This window comes from Hydrogenophaga sp. L99 (assembly GCF_058731905.1).
In genome coordinates, this window is the sequence record NZ_CM178972.1 from 3,508,683 (window position 1) to 3,529,758 (window position 21,076).

The 21,076-nt window shown below is 66.3% G+C and carries 19 protein-coding genes and 1 pseudogene; 5 read left to right on the top strand and 15 right to left on the bottom strand.

Features of this window, described 5'->3' with window-relative positions:
• Window positions 1-50: 50 nt before the first annotated feature.
• Window positions 51-410: an SMR family transporter gene (locus AC4QBL_RS16840; protein WP_304824244.1), complete on the top strand. Its 360-nt coding sequence runs from the start codon at window positions 51-53 to the stop codon at window positions 408-410.
• Window positions 411-457: 47 nt separating this feature from the next.
• Entirely contained in the window at window positions 458-2,008 is a 1,551-nt protein-coding gene (locus AC4QBL_RS16845) for an ArnT family glycosyltransferase (RefSeq protein WP_472908359.1), read from the top strand.
• A gap of 5 nt (window positions 2,009-2,013) precedes the next feature.
• Here the strand turns inward: AC4QBL_RS16845 and AC4QBL_RS16850 are convergent, their stop codons facing one another.
• The 7 genes from AC4QBL_RS16850 to alr all read right to left on the bottom strand — a co-directional run bounded on the left by AC4QBL_RS16850 (window position 2,014) and on the right by alr (window position 10,888).
• Entirely contained in the window at window positions 2,014-2,307 is a 294-nt protein-coding gene (locus AC4QBL_RS16850) for a metal-sensing transcriptional repressor (RefSeq protein WP_472908358.1), read from the bottom strand.
• Entirely contained in the window at window positions 2,304-3,353 is a 1,050-nt protein-coding gene (locus AC4QBL_RS16855; protein ID WP_472908357.1) for an SLAC1 anion channel family protein, read from the bottom strand. Before AC4QBL_RS16855 ends, AC4QBL_RS16850 begins: the two co-directional genes overlap by 4 nt.
• Before the next feature lie 77 nt (window positions 3,354-3,430).
• Window positions 3,431-3,664: a YgaP family membrane protein gene (locus tag AC4QBL_RS16860; protein WP_472902091.1), complete on the bottom strand. Its 234-nt coding sequence runs from the start codon at window positions 3,662-3,664 to the stop codon at window positions 3,431-3,433.
• A 34-nt stretch (window positions 3,665-3,698) separates the two neighbouring features.
• Window positions 3,699-6,977: an efflux RND transporter permease subunit gene (locus tag AC4QBL_RS16865; protein ID WP_472902092.1), complete on the bottom strand. Its 3,279-nt coding sequence runs from the start codon at window positions 6,975-6,977 to the stop codon at window positions 3,699-3,701.
• Between the two features lie 10 nt (window positions 6,978-6,987).
• Window positions 6,988-8,166, bottom strand: coding sequence for an efflux RND transporter periplasmic adaptor subunit (locus AC4QBL_RS16870; protein WP_472902093.1), 1,179 nt, complete (start codon window positions 8,164-8,166; stop codon window positions 6,988-6,990).
• Between the two features lie 147 nt (window positions 8,167-8,313).
• A complete protein-coding gene (locus AC4QBL_RS16875; protein ID WP_472902094.1) occupies window positions 8,314-9,555 on the bottom strand; it encodes an MFS transporter in 1,242 nt (413 codons plus the stop codon).
• A gap of 199 nt (window positions 9,556-9,754) precedes the next feature.
• Window positions 9,755-10,888 (bottom strand): alanine racemase, encoded by a 1,134-nt coding sequence (gene alr / locus AC4QBL_RS16880; RefSeq protein WP_472908356.1) that lies wholly within the window; start codon window positions 10,886-10,888, stop codon window positions 9,755-9,757.
• Between the two features lie 203 nt (window positions 10,889-11,091).
• Here alr and lplT point away from each other — a divergent pair, with 203 nt between their 5' ends.
• Window positions 11,092-12,375 (top strand): lysophospholipid transporter LplT, encoded by a 1,284-nt coding sequence (gene lplT, locus AC4QBL_RS16885; protein ID WP_472902096.1) that lies wholly within the window; start codon window positions 11,092-11,094, stop codon window positions 12,373-12,375.
• A gap of 210 nt (window positions 12,376-12,585) precedes the next feature.
• Here lplT and AC4QBL_RS16890 read toward each other — a convergent pair whose 3' ends face one another.
• Window positions 12,586-13,698 carry a response regulator gene (locus AC4QBL_RS16890; RefSeq protein WP_472908355.1) on the bottom strand — a complete coding sequence of 371 codons (1,113 nt, stop codon included), beginning with the start codon at window positions 13,696-13,698 and terminating at the stop codon, window positions 12,586-12,588.
• 189 nt (window positions 13,699-13,887) lie between these two features.
• A complete protein-coding gene (locus AC4QBL_RS16895; protein WP_472906996.1) occupies window positions 13,888-14,850 on the bottom strand; it encodes an IS5 family transposase in 963 nt (320 codons plus the stop codon).
• A gap of 379 nt (window positions 14,851-15,229) precedes the next feature.
• Here AC4QBL_RS16895 and AC4QBL_RS16900 point away from each other — a divergent pair, with 379 nt between their 5' ends.
• The gene (locus tag AC4QBL_RS16900) at window positions 15,230-15,715 is read left to right on the top strand and encodes a glutathione peroxidase (RefSeq protein ID WP_472908394.1); all 486 of its coding nucleotides are present in this window, start codon (window positions 15,230-15,232) and stop codon (window positions 15,713-15,715) included.
• A 2-nt stretch (window positions 15,716-15,717) separates the two neighbouring features.
• Here the strand turns inward: AC4QBL_RS16900 and AC4QBL_RS16905 are convergent, their stop codons facing one another.
• Together AC4QBL_RS16905 and AC4QBL_RS16910 are read right to left on the bottom strand one after the other, a co-directional pair.
• Window positions 15,718-16,062 (bottom strand): Lrp/AsnC family transcriptional regulator, encoded by a 345-nt coding sequence (locus tag AC4QBL_RS16905; RefSeq protein ID WP_492131669.1) that lies wholly within the window; start codon window positions 16,060-16,062, stop codon window positions 15,718-15,720.
• Window positions 16,063-16,278, bottom strand: a pseudogene (locus tag AC4QBL_RS16910) (Lrp/AsnC family transcriptional regulator); the annotation flags it as partial.
• Here AC4QBL_RS16910 and AC4QBL_RS16915 point away from each other — a divergent pair.
• Window positions 16,235-17,188: an EamA family transporter gene (locus tag AC4QBL_RS16915; RefSeq protein ID WP_472902100.1), complete on the top strand. Its 954-nt coding sequence runs from the start codon at window positions 16,235-16,237 to the stop codon at window positions 17,186-17,188. The pseudogene AC4QBL_RS16910 and the gene AC4QBL_RS16915 overlap by 44 nt on opposite strands.
• Before the next feature lie 175 nt (window positions 17,189-17,363).
• Here AC4QBL_RS16915 and AC4QBL_RS16920 read toward each other — a convergent pair whose 3' ends face one another.
• The 4 genes from AC4QBL_RS16920 to glcE form a co-directional block, all read right to left on the bottom strand.
• Complete coding sequence (locus AC4QBL_RS16920) at window positions 17,364-18,113, bottom strand: LrgB family protein (protein WP_472902101.1); 750 nt, start codon at window positions 18,111-18,113, stop codon at window positions 17,364-17,366.
• The gene (locus AC4QBL_RS16925; protein WP_472902102.1) at window positions 18,110-18,484 is read right to left on the bottom strand and encodes a CidA/LrgA family protein; all 375 of its coding nucleotides are present in this window, start codon (window positions 18,482-18,484) and stop codon (window positions 18,110-18,112) included. Before AC4QBL_RS16925 ends, AC4QBL_RS16920 begins: the two co-directional genes overlap by 4 nt.
• A 10-nt stretch (window positions 18,485-18,494) precedes the next feature.
• Complete coding sequence (gene glcF, locus AC4QBL_RS16930) at window positions 18,495-19,727, bottom strand: glycolate oxidase subunit GlcF (RefSeq protein ID WP_472908396.1); 1,233 nt, start codon at window positions 19,725-19,727, stop codon at window positions 18,495-18,497.
• Window positions 19,728-19,826: 99 nt separating this feature from the next.
• Window positions 19,827-20,948 (bottom strand): glycolate oxidase subunit GlcE, encoded by a 1,122-nt coding sequence (glcE, locus tag AC4QBL_RS16935; RefSeq protein ID WP_472908397.1) that lies wholly within the window; start codon window positions 20,946-20,948, stop codon window positions 19,827-19,829.
• Window positions 20,949-21,076 lie beyond the last annotated feature (128 nt).

Here is a 21,076-nt window from a genome sequence, read left to right on the forward strand (position 1 = left end):
CCGAGCCCGCGCCGACCCATTTCCTGCCGCCACCACGAGACGTCTTTTCCATGAAATCCATTGCGCTGGGCCTGGCCCTTTTTTGTGTGCTGCTGTCGTCAGCGGCTCAGCTGGCCATGAAACGCGGTATGGGCGCACCCGCAGGTGGCGACGTGGGTGCCACCTACCTGCATGCGCTCTCCAGTCCGCTGGTGTGGCTGGGCCTGGTGCTGTATGGCGCCAGCGCGGTGCTGTGGCTGTGGGTGCTGTCGCGGCTGGACGTGAGCCTAGCCTACCCGCTGGTGAGCCTGGGCTTTGTGGTGACGATGGGCCTGGGTGTACTGTGGCTGGGCGAGCCCTTTTCGTGGCTGCGGGTGGCGGGCTGCACGCTCATTGTGGTGGGCGTGAGTTTGCTGGCCATGGACGCCTGAAGCCCCGATCTGGAAAGTAATTTTTTTGTTTTGAATGACACATGGCCATGACCGCTTCTGACCTTTCCCTCGCGGGCGCACGCCGACTGTTCTGGGCCACGTTGGCGACCACGTTGTTGCTGAAGATCGGGGTGGCGGCCACGTTCCCGATGACCGGGGACGAGGCCTTTTTCTACCAGTGGGGCGTGTTCCCGGCCTGGGGCTATTCCGACCACCCGCCCATGGTGGGCTGGCTGCTGGCGGTGCTGCACGGCATCAGCGACCACCCGCTAGTGCTGCGCAGCGTGACGCTGCTGGTCACCAGCGCCATTGCGCTGCTGGTGGTCGATCTGCTGCGCCGCTTTTTGCCCGAAGCGCGCGAGTCCAGCGCCTGGCTGGCCGGCGCGGTGTACCTGGTCATGCCCTGGTCGTGGATGTTTGTGCTGGTCACGACCGACACGCCACTGATTCTGTTCATGGCGCTGTCGGCCTACGCTTACCTGCGCGCCAGCGACTGCAGCGGCCGGGGCACCGGCTGGTACGCGCTGGCGGGCCTGTTCGTGGGGCTGGCGTTTTTGTCCAAATACTTCGCTGCCCTGCTCGGCTTGGCCTACGCGGTGCATGTGCTGGGCTGGCGGCGCGAGCGCTGGTGGGCGCTGCCGCTCATGTTTGCGCTGGCGCTGCCGTCCATTGGCATCAACCTGGGCTTCAACGCCACACACGGCTGGAGCAACGTGATGTTCAACGTGTTCAACCGCCACGAGGGTTCGCACTGGCAGTTGAAGACTTTTGCCGTCTACGCCGGCATGGCGCTGTACCTGCTCACGCCCTGGCTGGTGTGGCAGGGCCTGCGTGCGCGCGCGGTGCCTGGCGTGTCGGCCAGCACACAGCGGGCGGCAGCCGTGCTGTGGCTGTTCCCCATTGTGCTGTTTGCGTTTTTAAGCCTGCGCCGCAGCGTGGGCCTGCACTGGGTGCTGGGCTTTGTGCCGTTGTTTGTGGTGTGGGCCGGGCTGAAGCTGGAGCCGCGGGCGCTGCGCCGCAGCCTGAACTGGACGGTGGCCCTGTCGGTGCCGCACCTGCTGCTGGTGGCGGCCATTGCCTGGCTGCCCTTGTCGCTGTGGCAGCCCACCAAGCTGTACGACAAAGCGGTGTTTCTGCGCGAAGCGCCGGCCATTGTGAGCGCCTTGCAGCAAGATCTGCCGCCCGGTGCCACCGTGATGGCGCGTGCGTACAGCACGGCCAGCATGCTGGGCTTTTTCCACACCGCCTATGTGCCGGTGTTTGGCGTGGGACGCCACCATGCTCGGCAAGACGACCAGCTGGTGGACTTTCGCACGCTGCAGGGCCAGCACATGCGCATCCTGGATTTCAAGGAACCGAAGCTGAGCGACTTCACGCCGTATTTCGAGGGCGTGAGCGTGCGGTCGTTTGAGGTGGCCGGCGTGCGCTACTTTGCGGTGGACGGCGAGGGCTTTCGCTACCAGCCCTACCGCGACACGGTGCTGAGCACCATCGCCCGTGAGTTTCACGATATCCCGACCTGGCTGCCGCTTCTGGGCAACCCGTTTTGCGAGCGCTACGGGTTTGCCGAGTGCTCGCCTGGCAGCCCGGGCCGCTAAGCGCTTCAGCGCGAACGCCCAAGCCGGCTCTGCAACCGGTCCAGCACGTCGGTCACGTGCTGCGCGCCTTCGGGCGAAGGTGACGACAGTTCTTGTTCGGCCACCGAGAGGTTGAGCCGCACATAGGTGCTGTCCAGCGCGTGGCGGGTGGCCAGCAGTTGCTGGGCGATCTTGGCGCAGTCGGCACCTTCGTCGAGCAACTTTTGCAGACCGCGCACCTGGCCTTCGGCCCGGCGCAGGCGGTGCATCAGCTCGGCCTTGCGCTCGGCGGGGAGGGGCTGAACGGCGGTCTTGCTCATGCCGACACGGGAATGATGTTGGCAACCGGTTCGGGTGCCAGCAGGGTGCCGTCGCGCAGGCCGCGCACGGTGGCCAAGGCCAGCCACAGCACCACCATGGAGGTGGACGCCAGCAGCAGCACGCCCGCGTTTTGCAGCAGGCCGTGCCAGCGGCTGTCGGATTGCAGTTGCGCCAGGCGCAGGGTGAGTGTGGTGAAGGCAGCGAGCGGGAACGACAGCGCCCAGAACGCCACACCAAACGGCTGCGCGACGATGCGCTTGATCACCGGCGCCACCCACAGCAGAAAGAACAGCCCCACACCCCACAACGCCTGCACCACGGGCAGCGGTGCCTGCATCTGGACGAGCACCAAGCCAATGACAGCGGGCGGCGCAATGGTGATGAACCAGGCCGGTAACACGCGCTCGGGCAGCGGACTGTGGGCGATGCGCCGCGCCAGCGTGAGCAGCAGCACCAGCGGCCAGAAAAAGACCCCAATGCCCATTTGCGCGGCCGACCAGCCGTCCATGCCCAGCGGAATACCCGCCAGGGGTGCGACCACGTTGCCCACCACCGGAATCAGCAGCACCGGCGTGACCGCCGGCCACAGCCCCGTGTTGCCCGGCCCTTGGCCCGGCTGGGCCGCTGCGGCCGGTGCGATCCAGCGGCTCAGCACCCACACGGTGGCCCAGAGCTGCGTCACGCTGCCCAGCCACCACACACCGCGCCACGCGGTGGACAAGCCCCCCGTGGCCCCGCCCAGGGCCACACCCACCGTGGCTAGCAACAGCAGTGACACCGGCAGCGCCGCCACAAAAGCGTGGCGCACCGGGTGCTTCAGGTCGTCGGCCAGGGCCTGCGGGTAGCGCACCATGCGCAGCACCGAAGCCACCAGCAACACGCCAAACACCAGCACCGCCAAACCGCCCACCACCAGCGCGATGCCGGTGGCCATGTCACCCAGGGCCGCCTGCGCGCTGTGCCAGGCCAATGCCAGCCCGCTCAGGCCCATGACCAGCGAGAACCAGCCGGGCATGAGGAATTTCAACGGGGTAGGACTGGTCATAAAGCCATTCAAAAGAAGAACACATGCGCCGACTCAGACAGCCCGCAGCGAAGCGAACGGCCGAGCACCCTACCGGTTCAGCGCTTGCCGGTGCTGCAGGCGCCGTTGCCTTCGGGCACACCCAGTTTTTTGAACAAAAACGCGGGTGGGCAAAAGCCGGTGATCCCGGATTGGAACAGGTTGAAGCCGGCGAAGGCGGTCAACGCCAGGAACCACTCGCTCACGAAGATCGGGCTTTTGTCAAAGCCCAGGGCCAGCGACAGCATGACCACAAAACCAGCCATGAGGCGGATGTAACGTTCAACAGTCATTTCAAACTCCTTTAAAAAAACACGGGGGGAAGAATCAGGTGGCAGCGGTGGCCAGCGCCTCGTACTTTTTCCGGTACACAGCGAAATACAGCACCGGAATGACCACCAGCGTGAGCAGTGTGGACACGGCGATGCCGAAGATCAGCGAGATGGCCAGGCCGTTGAAGATCGGGTCGTCCAGGATGAAGAAGGCGCCCATCATGGCGGCCAGGCCGGTGAGTGCAATGGGCTGCGCGCGCACGGTGGCAGACTGCACCACGGCTTCGGCAAACGGCACGCCGCGCCGGGTTTCCAGCTCAATAAAGTCCACCAGCAAGATGGAGTTGCGCACGATGATGCCGGCCAGCGCGATCATGCCGATCATGGAAGTGGCGGTGTACTGCGCATTAAGCAGCGCGTGGCCCGGCATGACGCCGATGATGGTGAGCGGAATGGGCGCCATGATGATCAGCGGCGTGACGTAGCTCTTGAACTGCGCCACCACCAGCAGGTAGATCAGGATCAGGCCGACGCCGTAAGCGGCGCCCATGTCGCGGAAGGTCTCGTAGGTGATCTGCCATTCGCCGTCCCACTTCACCGCGTACTGGCGGTACGGGTCTTTGGGCTGGCTGATCCAGTACTCACCGAGTTCGCCGGTGTTGGGCAATGCGGCGGCGTCCATGCGTGTGCGGATGTCAAACAGGCCGTACAGCGGCGAGTCCAGCTTGCCGGCCATGTCGCCCATCACGTAGGTCACGGGCAGCATGTTTTTGGTGAAGCGGGGCTGGTCGATCACGCCGCGTTCCACCGTCACCAGCTCGGACAAGGGCACCATCGCACCGTTGGCCGCTTTGAGGGGCAGCGCCAGCAGCGCTTCCAGCCCAACCTGCTGGTCCAGCGGCAGCTGCAGGCGCACAGGCACCGCAAACTTGGCGTGGCCGTCGTGCAGGTAGGCGGCGTCCGAGCCCGAGAGCGCGGCGTACACCGTTTGCGCAATCACCTGCACCGGAATGCCGAGCGACTCGGCGCGCTGGCGCTGGATGCGCAGGAACGCGCGTGGGGCGTGCTCTTTCAACGAGGTGTCCACACCCACGATGTCGGGCGTGTCGGCATAGGCCTGGGCCACGCGCAGTGCGAGTTCGGCACGGCCTTTTTCGTCGGGACCATAGACCTCGGCCACGATGGGCGACATGACCGGCGGGCCGGGCGGCACTTCCACCACCTTGATGCGCGCACCATGCACTGCGGCGATTTTTTCCAGATCGGGGCGGTGGCGCTGCGCGATGGCGTGGCTCTTTTCGCTGCGGTGCGCGGCGTCGGTGAGGTTGATTTGCAGGTCGCCGCTTTCCGCGTCGGCGCGCAGGTAGTACTGGCGCACCAGGCCGTTGAAGGTGATGGGGCTGGCCGTGCCGGCGTAGCCCTGCACGTTGGCCACCTCGGGCTGCTGCGCGAGCCAGGCGGTCAGGTCTTGCAGCGCAGCGGCGGTGTTTTCCAGCGGGGTGCCGGCGGGCATGTCGAGCACCACCTGGTACTCGCTCTTGTTGTCAAACGGCAGCATTTTCAGCACCACCCACTGCACCAGCGCCAGGCCCACCGACAGCAGCAGCGCAACCAGAATGCCGGCCAGCAACAGCCAGCGCTTGCGCGCGCTTTGCAGCAGCGGCGTGAGCACCCGCGCGAAGGTGTTTTGCAAAGCGTTGGTGAGCTTGCTGGGGCCGTGCGCGGCGTGGCCGGGGCCGGTCTTGGTGAGCTTCAAAGCCAGCCACGGCGTGATGGTGAACGCGATGGCCAGCGAGATCGCCATGCCCATGCTGGCGTTGATGGGAATGGGGCTCATGTAAGGGCCCATGAGGCCGCTCACAAACGCCATGGGCAGCAAGGCCGCGATGACGGTGAAGGTAGCCAGAATGGTGGGGCCGCCCACCTCGTCCACCGCGCGCGGGATGATCACCGCCAGCGATTCGTCGGGTGTGAGTTGGCGGTGCCGGTGGATGTTTTCCACCACCACGATCGCGTCGTCCACCAAGATGCCGATGGAGAAAATGAGCGCAAACAGCGACACGCGGTTGAGCGTGAAGCCCCAGGCCCAGCTGGCAAACAGCGTGGCCGTGAGCGTAAGGATCACCGCCGCGCCGACGATGATGGCTTCGCGCCGGCCCAGCGCCAAGCCCACGAGAATGATCACGCTGCCGGTGGCAAAAATCAGCTTCTGGATCAGCTTGTTGGCTTTGTCCGCGGCGGTCTGCCCGTAGTCGCGGGTGATGGCCACTTCCACGTCGTCCGGGATGATGGTGTTCTTCAGGTTGTCCAGCCGCTCGCGCACGCCAGCGGCCACGTCCACCGCGTTTTCACCCGGCTTTTTGGTCACGGTGATGGTCACGGCCGGGTGGTTCTGGCCTTGCTGGCCGGGGTGGGCCGCATCGGCCGCGCCGGGGGTGAACCACACGTAGCGCTTGGGCAGTTGGGCACCGGCTTCGACCCGCGCCACTTCGCGCAGATAGATCGGGCGACCGTTCGAAACACCCACCACGATGTCGCCCACGTCTTTTTCGTTTTGCAGAAACTCGCCCGTTTCCACCGACAACATGCCGGGCTCACCCGCGGCCGGGTTGGGGTTGATGACCGCACCCGAGGGCAGCGCCTGGTTGGCCGAGGCAATGGCGCCGTGCAGCGTCTGCACGCTCACGCCGCGCTCGCGCAGGCGGGCGGGGTCGAGCCACACGTGCACTGCACGGCCAGGGCCGCCAATGGTGACCACTTCGCGCGTGCCTGGCACGCGCTTCAGCTCGGTTTCCACCGCGTGCGCCACGCGCTCCAGGTCGTGTGCGCTTTGGGCGTCTTTCGTCCACAGCGTGGCAGCCAACACTGGCACGTCGTCAATGCCTTTGGGCTTGACGATCGGGGTCAACACGCCCAGGCCCTGGGGCAGCCAGTCTTGGTTGGCGTTGAGCACGTCGTACAGACGCACCAGCGCTTCGGTGCGCGGCACGCCCACCTGAAACTGCACGGTGAGCACGGCCACGCCGGGGCGCGACACCGAGTAGGTGTGCTCAATGCCCTGGATTTGCGAGAGCACATGCTCCGCCGGGGCCGCGACCATTTTTTCCACGTCGGCGCTGGAAGCCCCCGGGAAGGGGATCAGCACGTTGGCCATGGTCACGTTGATCTGCGGCTCTTCTTCGCGCGGGGTGACCAGCACGGCAAACAGACCCAGCAGCAAGGCCACCAGCGCCAGCAGCGGCGTGATGGCGTTGCTCTGAAACATGCGCGCCACCGAGCCAGAAAAGCCCAGCTTTTCAGGGGTGGCGTGGGAAATGGGTTCGGGGTGGCTCATGGCGGCGTCCTTACTGGGCGGCGGGCACAGCGCCCGACAGGCCGGCGCGCACCGGGTCCAGCGCCACACGGTCGCCGGCTTTCAGGCCTGCCAACACTTCCACCCCGGCGCTGCCGTGGACCGCACCGGTGCGCACCGCACGCAGCGCAAACCCGGCTGGCTGGCCTTCGCCCTTGCTGGACACCACATACACGCCGGTGAGCTCACCGCGGCGCAGCAGGGCCGTTTCGGGCAATACCAGCCGCTGGCTGTCGGGCTGTGCGGTACCACCCACAAAGCGCACGCGCACCTGGCGACCGGGCACCTGGCCGGCGCCATCGGCGGCGCTCAGGTCCAGGCGCCATTCCACGGTTTGCGATACCGGGTCGGCCGCGGGCAGGCTGGTCTGGCTGGCGGGGGTCACCCAGCGGTCGGTGCCGGGCAACTGCACTTCAATGCGCTTGGCCTGCTGGGCCAGGGTTTGCTGCGAGGCGGGCACATGCACCACCGCGCGAATGGGTTGCGGCGCGTACACCGTGAGCACCGGCGCACCGGGCATGGCCAGGCCACCGGCTTCGGCGTGGGTGGCCAGCACCCAGCCGTCGTAAGGCGCGGTGAGGCGGGTGAAACCCTGGGCCACACCGGCTTGCGTTTGCCCGGCGCGGGCAGCCGCCACACCGGCTTGCGCTGCTTTGAGCTGAGCCTGCGCAGTGTCCAGCGCAGCCTGGGCCACGAAGCCCTGGGCGCGCAGGTCGCGCGTGCGCTCAAAGTGGGCCTTGGCGTTGGCCAGGTTGGCGTCGGCTTCGGCAAAGCCAGCCTGCGCCTGCGCCACACCAGCCTGGGTGGCGCGGTCGTCGATCACGGCCAGCACCTGGCCGGCCTTCACCCGGTCGCCGGCTTTCACCGACAGGCTGGCAATGCGGCCGCTGGCCTGGGCCGACAACACGCTCTGGCGCACGGCCTGCAAGCTGCCGTCCAGCGCCACACCGGCGCCCACCGCCTGGGCACCCACCACCACCACGGGCACCTGCGGCGCGCCGGCTGCGGCCTGCGCGTGCACGCCGCCAGCGGTGAACAAGGCCACCCCGGTCACCATGGCCAGCGACAAACCCGCCAGCACCCAGCGGCGCTGGGACTGCGTGTGGGGCGCCAAAGCTTGCGCACGGGCAACGACAGACTGGGACAAACGGGCGGTTTTTCGGGGGATCATGGTGCGTTTCTCCTATACGGCCTGCAGTATACACATATACCCCCAGGGGTACAACATTGAGCGGTCATTGGCCTACCTGCGCCGGGAAGGGCCAAGCCTCACAACAGGTTCAGGTGAAATGCAGGGTGCGCCGTTGAGCGCAAGCAATCAAGTGGCCAACGCGCGCGCGCGCAGCCGGCCCAGCTGCCAGACACAGCCCACAAACGCCACGGCGGCCAGCACCAGGGTGGCGTACGCCACTCGCAGCCCGTGGGTTTCGGCCAGCTCGCCCATGAGCAGTGCGGCCAGTTGGGCGCCCACGGTGAAGGCGATCATGAGCAGGGCCGAAAGGCGCGGGGCCTCTTGCGGGAAACCGCGCAAGGCGCTGCCCAGCAAGATGGGAAACGCCACCGACACGCCCAGCCCCGCCGCAAAGTTGCACAGGGCCAGCCACACAAACGGCGCGCCGGCCGGGGTGAACCACACGGCCGCCAGCGCCACGCTGGCCAGTGTGCCCAGCCGCAGAATCTTTTGCTCCAGCGACCAGCGGCTGTGGCCAAACGCCTGCCAGACTCGACCCACCACCATGCCCGCCATGAGGAAGCCCAACGCGAGCCGGGCGCTTTGCTCGTGCAGGCCGAGCGACTCGGTGGCAAAGCTCACAAACCAGAAATACTGGCCCCATTCCGTGAGGCCGCTGCACACACCGGCCGCCAGCACCCAGCGCACCAGCGGCTGGCGCAACAACCCGGCGTAGCCCAGCGGACGGTGGCTGGCGCGGGACTCGGTGGCGTCCAACACATGCACCCGAAAGCCCACGCCGCGCAGCCGAGAGCGCTGCAGCGTCATGACCAGCATCACCAGCGCCAGCAACCCAAACGCCGCGTAGGGCGCGCGCCATTGCGGTGACCACAACAGCACCGCAGCCACGAGCAGGGGCGACAGCACCGTGCCCAGGCTGTAGGCCACGTCCACCAGGCTGACGATACGGGTGCGCAGTTCCGGGTCGTCACTCAGTTCGGCCAGCAGACCATGGCCCAGGGTGAACAACGCGGTCTCAAACGTGGCGATGGTGACCATGAACAAGGCCAGCCAGCCAAAGCTGGGCGCCAGCAACACGCCCGCCAGGGCCCCCACCACCAGCACGGTGTAGCCCACGAGCAGCTTGTAAGGCGGGAAGCGCTTGGCAATAGACCCCCCGAGCAACGAACCCACCGCACCGCCCGCGCTCCACAGGGCCATGAGCCAGCCGATTTGCTGAAACGACACGCCCATTTGCGCCCGCAAGTTGGGCGTGACCGCGCCCAGCAAGGCTCCGAAAATGCCCCAGGTCACGGCGCAGTACAAAATGACCCAGGCCACAAAGGGCAAGCCCATCAACATGGCCAGGGGGGAGCGGAAGGTGGTCAAGGCAGGGCTTTCGGTGCGGCGGTTGCAGGGCAGTGCAATCGATTGTCACGCGCGACCCAAACCACAAGCCCACCACCTGCCAAAAAGAATCCGCTTGGTAACCACCCACGCCAGATCCGGCGCGCGCGACAGGGCTCAGGATGCGGTGGAACCAGCCAGACCACTCGCACCGCCCATAGGGGTGACGGCGCGGGGAAAACTACTCGAACCGCACCCGCGGAGCCACCGCGCACAGCAGCTCGTAAGAGATGGTGCCCGCCGCCGCCGCCACCTCGTCCACCGGCAACACCGCGCCCGACGCGCTCACGCCCCACAACACCACCTCGGTGCCCACGCCGCAAGGCACGCCCAGGGCGTCCAGCGGCGCCAGGTCGACGGTGATCATGTCCATGCTGACGCGACCCACCACACGGGTGCGCACCCCGGCCACCAGCACCGGTGTGCCGTTGGGCGCGTGGCGCGGGTAGCCGTCTGCATAGCCGCAGGCCACCACGCCAATGCGTTGTGGCCGCTCGGCGGTGAAGGCCGAGCCGTAGCCCACGGTGTCGCCCGTCTGCAGTTGCTGCACCGCAATCAACCGGCTGGACAAGGTCATGGCGGGCTGCAGTCCCCAGTCGGCGGCGGTGCGCTGGGGATGGTCGGGCGCGCTGCCGTAGGTGGCAATGCCTGAGCGGACCCAGTCCGCGCTCAGGGTTTCGGTGGCGGGCGCGCCCGGGTCCACCCCCAGCGCTTGGCGGGCAAAGCGCAGCATGGCCGCGCTGTTGCACAGGGTGCGCTCGCCCGGCAGGTCGGCGGTGGCGGCTTCAAAGGCCGCCACCTGGTGGGCCACACCGCGCGGGCCGTCGGCGTCGCTGAAGTGGGTCATGAGCGAAATTTCTTCCACCTGCGGCAGCGCGTTGAGCCGCGCCCAGGCGGCGCGAAAGGCGGTGGGCGTGAAGCCCAGGCGGTTCATGCCGCTGTTGAGCTTGAGGAACACGCGATGGGGCAGCTGCGTTTTGTGCGCTGCCAGCCAGTCAATCTGTTCGCTGCAGTGCACCGTGTGCCACAGGTGCAGGCGCGAACACAGCTCCAGGTCGCGCGGCTCAAACACGCCTTCGAGCAAAAGAATGGGCCCGCGCCAGTCGAGCGCCCGGATGCGTTCGGCCTCGGCCAGGTCGAGCAGGGCAAAGCCGTCGGCGCTGCGCAGGGCGTCAAACGTGCGCTCAATGCCATGGCCGTAGGCGTTGGCCTTGACCACCGCCCAGACCCGCGCGTCAGGCGCGCAGTCGCGGGCACGCTGCAGGTTGTGGCGCAAAGCGTCGGGGTGCACGGTGGCGAGGATCGGACGGGGCATGGCAGTCGGCAAAAAAGCGGGCAGCAACCAAAGGGCAAGGGCCTGCGGCCAGGGGGGCCGCGGCACCGGTTGTTTACAGACGCTCACAAGTGGCGTGCTATAACCCGGCATCCTTGGAGACCCGCTGACTTTCGCATAAAAAAGCCGCATCAGGCCACCCCACCAGCGTCCCCTGGCGTGGCCCGGCGTACAAAATCATCCCCATGAAGCGCGGCTTCTACACCATCATGACGGCGCAGTTTTTCAGCTCTCTGGCTGACAACGCGCTGTTCGTGGCCGCCATTGAACTGCTGCGCACGCGCGGCGCACCCGAATGGCAGAGCGCGGCGCTGGTGCCGCTGTTTGCGCTGTTTTATGTGGTGTTGGCGCCTTTTGTGGGCGCTTTTGCCGACGCCAGACCCAAAGGCCAGGTCATGTTCATCAGCAACGCCATCAAGGTGGTGGGCTGTCTGATGATGCTGGTGGGTGTGCACCCCCTGTTGGCCTACACCCTGGTGGGCCTGGGTGCGGCGGCCTATTCGCCGGCCAAATACGGCATCTTGACCGAGCTGCTGCCGCCGTCGCAATTGGTCAAGGCCAACGGCTGGATCGAAGGCTTGACGATCGCTTCCATCATCCTGGGTGTGCTGCTGGGTGGTCAGCTGGTGGGGCCGTGGCTGTCCGGCTTGTTGCTGTCCATTGACATTCCTGGTGTGGACACCGGCATCGACAGCGCAGCGAAGGCGGCCATTGGGGTGCTGGTGCTGGTGTATGTGGTGGCGTCGGTTTTCAACCTGCGCATACCGCTGACCGGCGTAACACCGCGGCCCATGCCCAAGAACCCGCTGGCCCTGCTGCCCGACTTCTGGCGCTGCAACAGCCGCCTGTGGCGCGACCGCCTCGGCCAGATTTCGTTGGCCACGACCACCCTGTTCTGGGGCGTTTCGGGCAACCTGCGCTACATCGTGCTGGCCTGGGCCGGCGCCGCGCTGGGCTACAGCACCACACAGGCCTCCAGCCTGGTGGGCGTGGTGGCACTGGGCACGGCGGTGGGTGCGGTGGTGGCCTCGATGCGCATGAAGCTCGACCAGGCCACCCGCGTGATGCCACTGGGCATCGCCATGGGGCTGTTGGTGATCTTGATGAACTTCATCGACAACGTGTGGGTGGCCGCACCGTTCCTGGTGCTTCTGGGCGGCCTGGGCGGTTTTTTGGTGGTGCCCATGAACGCGCTGCTGCAGCACCGCGGCCACAACCTGATGGGGGCAGGCCGCTCCATTGCGGTGCAAAACTTCAACGAACAAGCCTGCATCCTGATTTTGGGGGCGATGTACAGCTTCTCCACGGCAGCCGGCTGGTCGGCGTTCATGGCCATCACCGCGTTTGGCGTGCTGGTGGCCGGCTTCATGTGGGTGATTGCCCTGTGGCACCGCCACAACCAGCGTGCGCACCCGCACGAGCTGGAGCGCCTGCTGGAAATCGCCCGCCGGGACGACTTGCACGGGTAGATCGGCTCCCCCCGCGCCGCGCCTAAGGGCGCGTCACCCCCCAGGGGGCGATGCGAGTGGCCCGGCAAAGCCGGTTCCACCGCATCCTGCGTAAAAGCATTTCGCTTCGGAAGGGGAGTTGACCCCAGGGCACCGCGGAACTGGCTTTGCCAGGCCGCCAGTGCCGCCCCCTGGGGGGTGACGCGCCCTTAGGCGCGGCGCGGGGGGTGGTCAAAACCCTATATTGGTTTTCTCAAAGCCATCCAGGCTCACCAGCCGGTGCTGCGCCAGCACTTTGTAGAGATCGGCCTCGCCGACCGAGCGCGACAGGTAGGCGTCGCTGCCGGCCAGGCCGGCTTTCATGCGGTCCATGCTGCCCGCCGTGGGCGCAAACATGATCACCACCGGCGCCTGGCCGTTGGCCAGCTTGCGCTGTTTGGTGTTGCGGCACACCTGGTAGGCATCGGGTTCGCCGTTGAGCCGGTCGATGACCACCAGCCGGTACGGATGGGCTTTGAGCATGACCAGCGCTTGCGCCGCTTCGCGCGACCAGTCGATCGACAGACCGTAGCGCTTGAAGCGCTTGTGCAAAATGCGCCCTTCCACCAGGCTTTCGGCCACCAGCAGCACGTCGCCGCGCTGCACCTCAGGCACCGGGGCTTTGCTGGCGCTGAGCTGGGAGCGGGGTGAGCGCGAGTTTTTGCTGCTGCTGCGCGAAGACGCCGGCGCTGAAGGCGGGGCGGGCAGTTCGTCCAGTCCCCCAAAGTCGGTCAGGCGCATCACACCCGGGCGCGCGGACCTGCCGGATACGGCGGGGACCATGGGCGCACCGACGCGGCGAACGGGTGCCTGTGCTGGTGCAGGGGCTGCGGGCGCATCCCCTCCCGTGGGCCGTTTTGGCGCAGGCGCCCCGGCAGCGCTGCTTCGCGTCATGGGCCGGGTGGGCGGGAATTCAGACTCGGCGGCTTTGCGCCGCCCCGTCACGGCCGGGACCATGGGCGCCGGAACGCTCTCAGAAAACGGCTGGGTCGCAGGAAAATTGCGGTCTTCGCCCGCACGCGAGCGCTTGAGGGCGGGCTCGGCCGCCGCCAGCTGGCCACTGGCCCGGCGCATGCTGGCATCTAGCCCCTGGGTTTGTGAGGCCTGAAAAGGCTGCGTGGCGGCGAACTTGGCCGACGCCGCCGCGGGCTTGCGGGCCGGCGCCGCCGGGCTGACCCCAACAATGGCGTCCAGCGCCGCCAGCACCGACACCAGCTTCACCGGCTTGCGCTGTAGCGGCCAGCCGGTGCCCCCGTCGCTGTTACCCAGCAGCAGCACTTTGCCCGGCAATTCGGCGTAGCGCACCAGGTGCAGGGCCTGGGTGTTGTCGGCGTTAAGGATGCTCTGAAAAACCCACCAGCCAGCGTGTTACGTGCCTGACGGAGTTTCGTCCGATGAGCTTTCGCGCGATCCGGCCCAGTTTGGGTTGGAATTCGTATCCGGTTTGCCCCATTTGGGGCCGCCTGAGGGCCACTGACCCGGTTTCGGTCGCACTCACGCCTGTGCTCCGATCAGTTTGTGACGGGCCATCCACAAGTTGGACAACGCAAACAGCGTCTTGATCTGCAAGGTGTTCTTCTTCAGACCCCGATATCGCACCTTCGTGAAGCCGAACTGGCGCTTGATCACCCGAAACGGGTGCTCCACCTTGGCGCGAATCCCGGCCTTGATCTTCTCGACTTTGTCGATCAGCGCATCCCTCGGGTTGCTGTCTTTGTCCAGCTTCTTGCGCTTGCCTGGGCGCATGGCCACATGCCATTTGTGGCTGGCTTTTGCATCGGGGCGCTTGTCTGCGCCTTGGTAGCCCGCGTCACCGAACACGTCCGTCTCTTGACCATGCAGCAGGCTGTTGCCCTCGGTGACATCGGCTACGTTGCCCGAGGTGCCTCGCACGGTGTGCACCAAGCCCGATTCGGCATCCACGCCTATGTGGGCTTTCATGCCAAAGTGCCACTCGTTGCCCTTTTGACTCGAGTGCATCTCGGGGTCTCGCGCTTTGTCTTTGTTCTTGGTGGAGCTGGGCGCGGCGATGAGGGTGGCATCTACAGCGGTGCCGGCCTTGAGCAGCAAGCCGCGCTGCTGCAGCAGTTCGTTGACGGTGGCCAGGATCTGATCGGCCAGCTTGTGTTTCTCCAGCCTGTGGCGGAACCGAAGAATGGTGCTCTCGTCGGGCAGTCGGCCAAAGGTATCGAGCTGAGCGAATTCGCGGTAAAGCGGTGTGTCGAAGAAGGCTTCCTCCATGGCCGGGTCTGACAGACTGAACCACTGCTGCATGAAGTGCACTCGCAGCATCGTCTCCAGCGCAAAGGGTGGGCGACCATTGCGCCCTTCGCTGTAATACGGGGCTATCAGCTCGACCAGGGCAGCCCATGGAACCACGGTTTCCATCTGCTGCAAAAACACCTGCTTGCGGGTCTTGCGCGTGCTCAGGTTCAAGTCAAAGCTGCTTTGTTTCATGGTGCCCGAGTGTGCCGCGCTGGGCTTACATCTGCCATGCCGCTGGGGTGGTTTTGCAGAGTTTCCTTAACGATCAGGATTTGCGCGTCCATGACTTCGTCTTGCACCAGGTACCCAGGTGGGCGACGGGCGGCCAGCCGAAAAAACGACTCGAAGGTTGACGACTCATTTTGGGCAAAACCCACCAAAGCCACTGTGTACGAACCGCCCATGTAGACACCCTGAAATAAAAGCCAGACGCCGTTTTGAGCTGAGTATGCCCGCGAACGGTGCATACCCCCCACACCACCTGCCGCTGGGCAGGGCCGCTGTGACGGATTGCGCGCCCCAGCCCACATGCCGCCACAATCGCGCCATTCGTCACCACCCAGGAGTTTTCATGAGCAGCATTTACGACTTTGAAGCCCAATCCATCGACGGCAAACCGGTCGCACTTGAGCAATTCCGCGGCAAAACCTTGCTGATCGTGAACACCGCCAGCGCCTGTGGCTTCACACCCCAGTTTGGCGGGCTGGAAAAATTGCACCAGAGCTACGCCGCACGCGGTCTGGTGGTGCTGGGCTTTCCCTGCAACCAGTTTGGCAGTCAGGACCCGGGCAGCAACGAAGAAATTGGGGCTTTTTGCCAGAAAAACTTTGGCGTGAGCTTTCCCATGATGAGCAAAATCGACGTCAACGGCGCCGAGGCCCACCCGCTCTACCAGTGGCTCAGCGCCGAAGCCCCCGGCCTGCTGGGCAGCAAGGCCATCAAGTGGAACTTCACCAAGTTTCTGGTGGGCAAAGACGGGCGGGTGCTCAAACGCTACGCACCGCAGGACGCACCCGAGAAGCTGGCCAAGGACATCGAGGCCGCCCTGACAGCCTGATTTCAGCGTTCGAATTCCGTGTTGAGCACCACCGTGCTCGTGGTACGCAGCACGCCCGCAATGGCCTTGATGGCGTAGAGCACGTCTTCCAGCGCCCGTGCGTTGGCGCAGCGCACCTTGACGAGCGAGTCGTGCTCGCCGGCCACGCTGTGCACCTCCACCACTTCGGGCAGTTCCCGCAGGCGCTCGGCAATGTCGCGGCAGTGGGCGCCGCCGTCGTTGCGAATGGCCACAAAAGCCGTCAGGTGCAAGCCCAGCGCCTCGGGCGCCACCCGGATCGAAAAGCGCTCAATCACGCCCCGCTCCACCATTTTTCGCACGCGCTCGTGCACGGCAGCGGTCGACATGCCCACTTCGGAAGCCACATCAGCGTACGAACGGCGGCTATCCGAGGCCAAGGCCGTAAGAATTCTCCTGTCAAGGTCGTCTGTCTGGAAATTGTCTTGCATTGGGTGCATTCTTCGGATAAATTCGGCTCCGCCAACTCGGCACCGAACATTTTCCGTCTTGAGACCCGAAATGCCAATCATTTTCCGCTTGCCTGGCGCCAGAGATGCCCGCATCAAGCTGATCACCGCGCTGCTGATCGTCTACATCGTCTGGGGCACGACCTACAACGCGCTGAACCTGGCCATGCAGTCGATGCCGCCGCTGCTGATGAACGGCACCCGCTTTGTCGCTGCGGGCGCCATCATGCTCGCCATTGCGCGCTGGCAGCGCCTGCCCTGGCCCACCGGTGCGCAGTGGCGGCACTCGGCCCTGATCGGCGGCCTCATGGTCTGCGGTGCCATGGGCATGGTGGTGATGGCGCAGAAGATGGGCATTGGCTCGGGCTTGATGGCCACCGTGGTCACCACCATGCCCATGTGGCTGGCGCTGTGGACCCGCTGGGGCGGCGAAGCTGTGCCCGTGACGAGCTGGATCGGGCTGGCGCTTGGCGTGGCCGGTGCGGCCGTGCTGGCGCTGGAAGGTGACTTTTCAGCCACCTGGCTGGGCGCCCTGCTGGCTTTCGGCGCGCCGCTGCTCTGGAGCATCGGCTCTTACGCCTCGCGCAAGCTGGACCTGCCCGCGCCCGCCATGGCCTCGGCTGCGCAGTGGCTGCTGGGTGGCCTGATGGGCACCGCCGCCGCCGCGCTGCTGGAGCCCGCTGCCCAGACCTGGAGCCCGGCGCAGTTGAGCCTGACATCGGCCCTGGCCTGGGGCTACCTGGTGGTCATGGGCACGCTGGTCACGCTCAACGCGTATTTGTGGCTGCTCAAAAACACATCGGCCGCGCTGGCGGGCAGCTATTCGTTCGTCAACCCCGGGGTGGCGCTGTGGGTGGGTGTGGCCCTGGGCGGTGAGGTGCTGACCGGTCAGGTCTTCATCGCCCTGCCGCTGATCTTGCTGGCGCTGGGCTTCATTGCCTACGGCCAGCCGGTGTGGCGCTGGTTACAGCCGCGCCTGCGCCCGGGCGGGTTGCGCGGCGCATGACGCGCGGCAGGTTCAGAGGCTGAGCGTTTTGGGCGTGTCCGAGCAGCGCCTCAAACAAACGTGCCCGGTCCAGGCGCAAAGCACAGCCATGGCTCGGGCTATGGCGCGCATTGGTAACGCCGAGCGGGTGTGTTTTGGGGTGGTGAGCGGGCGCGAATGAGAGACGCTCAGCCTCTCAGACCCAGCGCAGCAGCAGCCCCGCCACCAGCGGCAACGCCAGCGCGCTGAACAGCGCGCTCAAACCCATGGCCAGGCCGGCGAAGGCGCCCATTTCTTCGCTCACCTGAAACGCGCGTGCGGTGCCGATGCCGTGGGCGGCCGTGCCCAGCGCGAAGCCGCGCACGGTGGGGTCGGTGATGCGCAGGGCATCAAACAAAAAGCGGGCACTGGCCGCCCCCACAATGCCGGTGCTGACCACCAGCACGGCGGTGAGCGAAGGCAGGCCGCCAATCTTTTCGGCAATGCCCATGGCCACCGGCGTGGTGACCGACTTGGGCGCCAGCGATGCCAGCGTGGCCTTGGACGCACCCAGCGCCCAGCCCACACCGATGGCCGTGACCGTGGCGGCCAGCGTGCCCACCACCAGCGCACCCACCATGGGCAGCCACAGGCGCTTGAGGCGCGCGAGCTGTTCAAACAGCGGCACCGCCAGCGCCACCGTGGCCGGACCGAGCAAAAAGTGGACGAACTGCGCGCCCTCGAAATAGGTGGCGTAGGGCGTGCCCGTGGCCCACAGCAAAGTGCCCAGCGCCACCACGGCCATGGCCACCGGGTTGGCCAGCGGGTGAAAGCCGCTGCGCTGGTAGAGCATGAAAGCGGCCTGGTACACCAGCAGCGTCACGGTCAGGCCCAGCAGCGGCGTGGTGGCCAGGTAGACCCACACATCGGCCAGGCGCTCGGCCGCCGCAGGCAACACCGGGTTCATGGCTGTTCTCCATCCACCGCCTGGGGCGGGGGCGCCACGCGCTTCATGAGCCAGGCCATGGTAAGGGCGGCACTGGCCAGCCCCACCAGCGTGCTCAACACCAGCGCCACGCCGATGGCCAGCGCCTCGTCACCCAGGCGCTGCAGGTGCAGCATGACGCCCACACCCGCCGGCACAAACAGCAGCGACAGGTGTTGCAACAGCGTTTGCGCCGTGGGCTTGATGGCCTGCAGCCAGGCCGGGCGCAGCACCAGCACCAGCAACAACAGCGCCAAACCGACCACCGGGCCCGGCACAGGTGCGGCGAGCGCAAACACCAGCGCTTCGCCCAGCAACTGGAAAACAAGCAGGGTGGCGAGCGCGGGGATCATGCGGGCGAGCTTACCCCGCGAGCGCGTCGTCCAGAATTTCGACCCAATGCCGCACCGGCGTTTCGGTGCCGCTTTGCAGGTGGGTGATGCAACCGATGTTGGCGCTGGTGATCACGGCGGGCTTGAGCTCGTCCAGATGGCCGAGCTTGCGGTCGCGCAGCTGGTAAGACAGCTCGGGGTTGAGCACCGAATAGGTGCCGGCCGAGCCGCAACACAGGTGCGCCTCGTTTTTTGCCACCTGCACGGTGAAGCCCAGGGCCGCCAGGTGCGTTTCAACGCCACCCTTGAGCTGCTGACCGTGCTGCAATGTGCAAGGCGGGTGAAAACCGATCACCTTGTTGGCGTCGGGCTGGCCGGCCAGCTTGGGCTTGAGCACCGGCACCAGCGCAGGCAGCAGCTCGCTCAGGTCCCGGGTCAGTTCACTGATGCGCGCCGCTTTGGCGGCATAGGTCGGGTCGTCGGCCAGGATGTGTCCGTATTCCTTCACGGTGACGCCGCAGCCCGAGGCGTTCATGACGATGGCCTCGACACCGTCTTCGATCACTGGCCACCAGGCGTCGATGTTGGCGCGCATCTCGCGCTTGCCGCCGTCCTGGTCGTTCAGGTGGAACTTGACCGCACCGCAGCAGCCGGCCTTGGGCGCGATGACGGCCTGGATGCCCGCCGCGTCGAGCACGCGCGCAGTGGCCGAGTTGATGTTGGGCATCATGGCCGGCTGCACGCAGCCCGCCAGCATGAGCACCTTGCGCGCATGCACGGTGGTGGGCCAGCGACCCGCGTCCTGCTTGGCGGGCACCTTGTTTTTCAGCGTGCCCGGCAGCAGACCGCGCACCATCTGGCCCATCTTCATGGCCGGGCCAAACAGCGGCGACGGCAGGCCTTCTTTGAGCAACCAGCGCACCGCTTTTTCGCTCGCCGGGCGCGGCACCTTTTCGTCCACCAGCTTGCGGCCAATGTCGATCAGATGGCCATAGTCAACACCGCTGGGGCAGGTGGTTTCGCAGTTGCGGCAGGTCAGGCAGCGGTCCAGGTGCATCTGCGTCTTGCGTGTGGGCTCGGCGCCTTCCAGCACCTGCTTCATCAAATAGATGCGCCCGCGCGGTCCGTCCAGCTCGTCGCCCAGCAGCTGGTACGTGGGGCAGGTGGCGGTGCAAAAGCCGCAGTGCACGCACTTGCGCAAAATCGCCTCGGCGGCGCGTCCATCGGCACGGGCCTGGTATTCGGGGGAGAGGTTGGTTTGCATGTGTGTTCAGCTCAAAAAACCTGGCGCCGGGCCACCCCGAGCCGGGTTAGCGCCCCCTCAGGGGGTCACCAACCATGCTCAGTGGCGGAGCATGGGGGCTTATGTTCTGCCGGGGTTGAAGATGCCTGCCGGGTCAAATTGCTCGCGCAGGCGCTGGGTGATGGTTTCAATGGCCGGCGTTTGGCGGCTGAAGCGGGGTACACCGGGCGCCCCGTCGGCGCCCGCACGGAACAGGGTGGCGTGGCCGTTGACAGCCGCTGCAGCGCCGCGCAGTTCGGCCGCTGCGGACGCGGGCGCCCACAGCCAGCGCTGGGCGCCTTGCCATTCGATCAACTGGGCGTAAGGCAACGCCAGCACCGGCGCGGTTTGCGGCAGCGACAGGCGCCACAGGCACAGGTCGGGGGCTGGCGGGGTGAAGAACGGCAAGGCCTGGTCGCGGCAGGCGGTCCAGTCGGCGCCGGCCTGGGCGTTGTCCATACGCTTGCCACCCGCTTCCTGGGCCATGCGGACGCAGGCCGCTTCCACGGCGGCCACCGCGCCGCGCAGGCGAACAAACAGCAGCTCGGGCGCGCCGGGCGCGGTGTCGTCGCGCACCCAACACGAGGCATTGATGGGCAAGGGCTGGCCGCCCCAGCGGTGCAGTTGCTCCAGGGCGTTGGCCTGGCTCAGCTCAAACACCAGCGTGGCTTCGGCCGGGGCCACCGGCAGCACCTTCAGGCTGAGCTCGGCCAGCACACCCAGCGTGCCGAGCGAGCCGGCCATGACGCGGCTGACGTCGTAACCCGCCACGTTTTTCATGACCTGGCCGCCAAAGGTGAGCAGCTCACCCCGGCCGTTGATGAACTGGGCGCCGAGCACGAAGTCTCGCACGCTGCCCACGCAGGCGCGGGCCGGGCCCGCGAGGCCGGCAGCCACCATGCCGCCCACCGTGCCACCGGCGCCAAAGCGCGGCGGCTCAAACGGAAAGCACTGGCCTTTTTCGGCTAACACCGCTTCCAGCTCGGCCAGCGGGGTACCGGCGCGCACCGTCACCACCAGTTCGGTGGGCTCGAAGCTGACGATACCGGCCCAGTCGGCGGTAGACAGGGTATCGCCCACCGTAGGCTCGCCGTAGAAGGTCTTGGTGTCACCACCGGTGATGCGCATCGGCCGATTTGCCGCTCTCGCGGTCCGCACCTGTTCGATCAAGTGGTTGGGAAATTGGGAAAGTGTGGAAGACATGCACACATATTAAGAGCGGCAAGCCAACAGCAGAATGAGAATTCCTGTGGTCTTCTGTGCAAGTTTTTCAGCTGGGCAACAAGCACGCCTTCTATCAACACCCTTAACTCATATAAAATAATCTGCAG

Coding starts and splice junctions, on each gene's coding strand:
- AC4QBL_RS16895 (WP_472906996.1), bottom strand. CDS start 14,850: ATGAAACAAAGCAGCTTTGACTTGAACCTGAGCACGCGCAAGACCCGC.
- AC4QBL_RS16920 (WP_472902101.1), bottom strand. CDS start 18,113: ATGAACCCGGTGTTGCCTGCGGCGGCCGAGCGCCTGGCCGATGTGTGG.
- AC4QBL_RS16865 (WP_472902092.1), bottom strand. CDS start 6,977: ATGAGCCACCCCGAACCCATTTCCCACGCCACCCCTGAAAAGCTGGGC.
- lplT (WP_472902096.1), top strand. CDS start 11,092: ATGAAGCGCGGCTTCTACACCATCATGACGGCGCAGTTTTTCAGCTCT.
- AC4QBL_RS16870 (WP_472902093.1), bottom strand. CDS start 8,166: ATGATCCCCCGAAAAACCGCCCGTTTGTCCCAGTCTGTCGTTGCCCGT.
- AC4QBL_RS16925 (WP_472902102.1), bottom strand. CDS start 18,484: ATGATCCCCGCGCTCGCCACCCTGCTTGTTTTCCAGTTGCTGGGCGAA.
- glcE (WP_472908397.1), bottom strand. CDS start 20,948: ATGTCTTCCACACTTTCCCAATTTCCCAACCACTTGATCGAACAGGTG.
- AC4QBL_RS16855 (WP_472908357.1), bottom strand. CDS start 3,353: ATGACCAGTCCTACCCCGTTGAAATTCCTCATGCCCGGCTGGTTCTCG.
- alr (WP_472908356.1), bottom strand. CDS start 10,888: ATGCCCCGTCCGATCCTCGCCACCGTGCACCCCGACGCTTTGCGCCAC.
- AC4QBL_RS16860 (WP_472902091.1), bottom strand. CDS start 3,664: ATGACTGTTGAACGTTACATCCGCCTCATGGCTGGTTTTGTGGTCATG.
- AC4QBL_RS16905 (WP_492131669.1), bottom strand. CDS start 16,062: ATGTCGACCGCTGCCGTGCACGAGCGCGTGCGAAAAATGGTGGAGCGG.
- AC4QBL_RS16915 (WP_472902100.1), top strand. CDS start 16,235: ATGCCAATCATTTTCCGCTTGCCTGGCGCCAGAGATGCCCGCATCAAG.
- AC4QBL_RS16845 (WP_472908359.1), top strand. CDS start 458: ATGACCGCTTCTGACCTTTCCCTCGCGGGCGCACGCCGACTGTTCTGG.
- AC4QBL_RS16850 (WP_472908358.1), bottom strand. CDS start 2,307: ATGAGCAAGACCGCCGTTCAGCCCCTCCCCGCCGAGCGCAAGGCCGAG.
- glcF (WP_472908396.1), bottom strand. CDS start 19,727: ATGCAAACCAACCTCTCCCCCGAATACCAGGCCCGTGCCGATGGACGC.
- AC4QBL_RS16900 (WP_472908394.1), top strand. CDS start 15,230: ATGAGCAGCATTTACGACTTTGAAGCCCAATCCATCGACGGCAAACCG.
- AC4QBL_RS16840 (WP_304824244.1), top strand. CDS start 51: ATGAAATCCATTGCGCTGGGCCTGGCCCTTTTTTGTGTGCTGCTGTCG.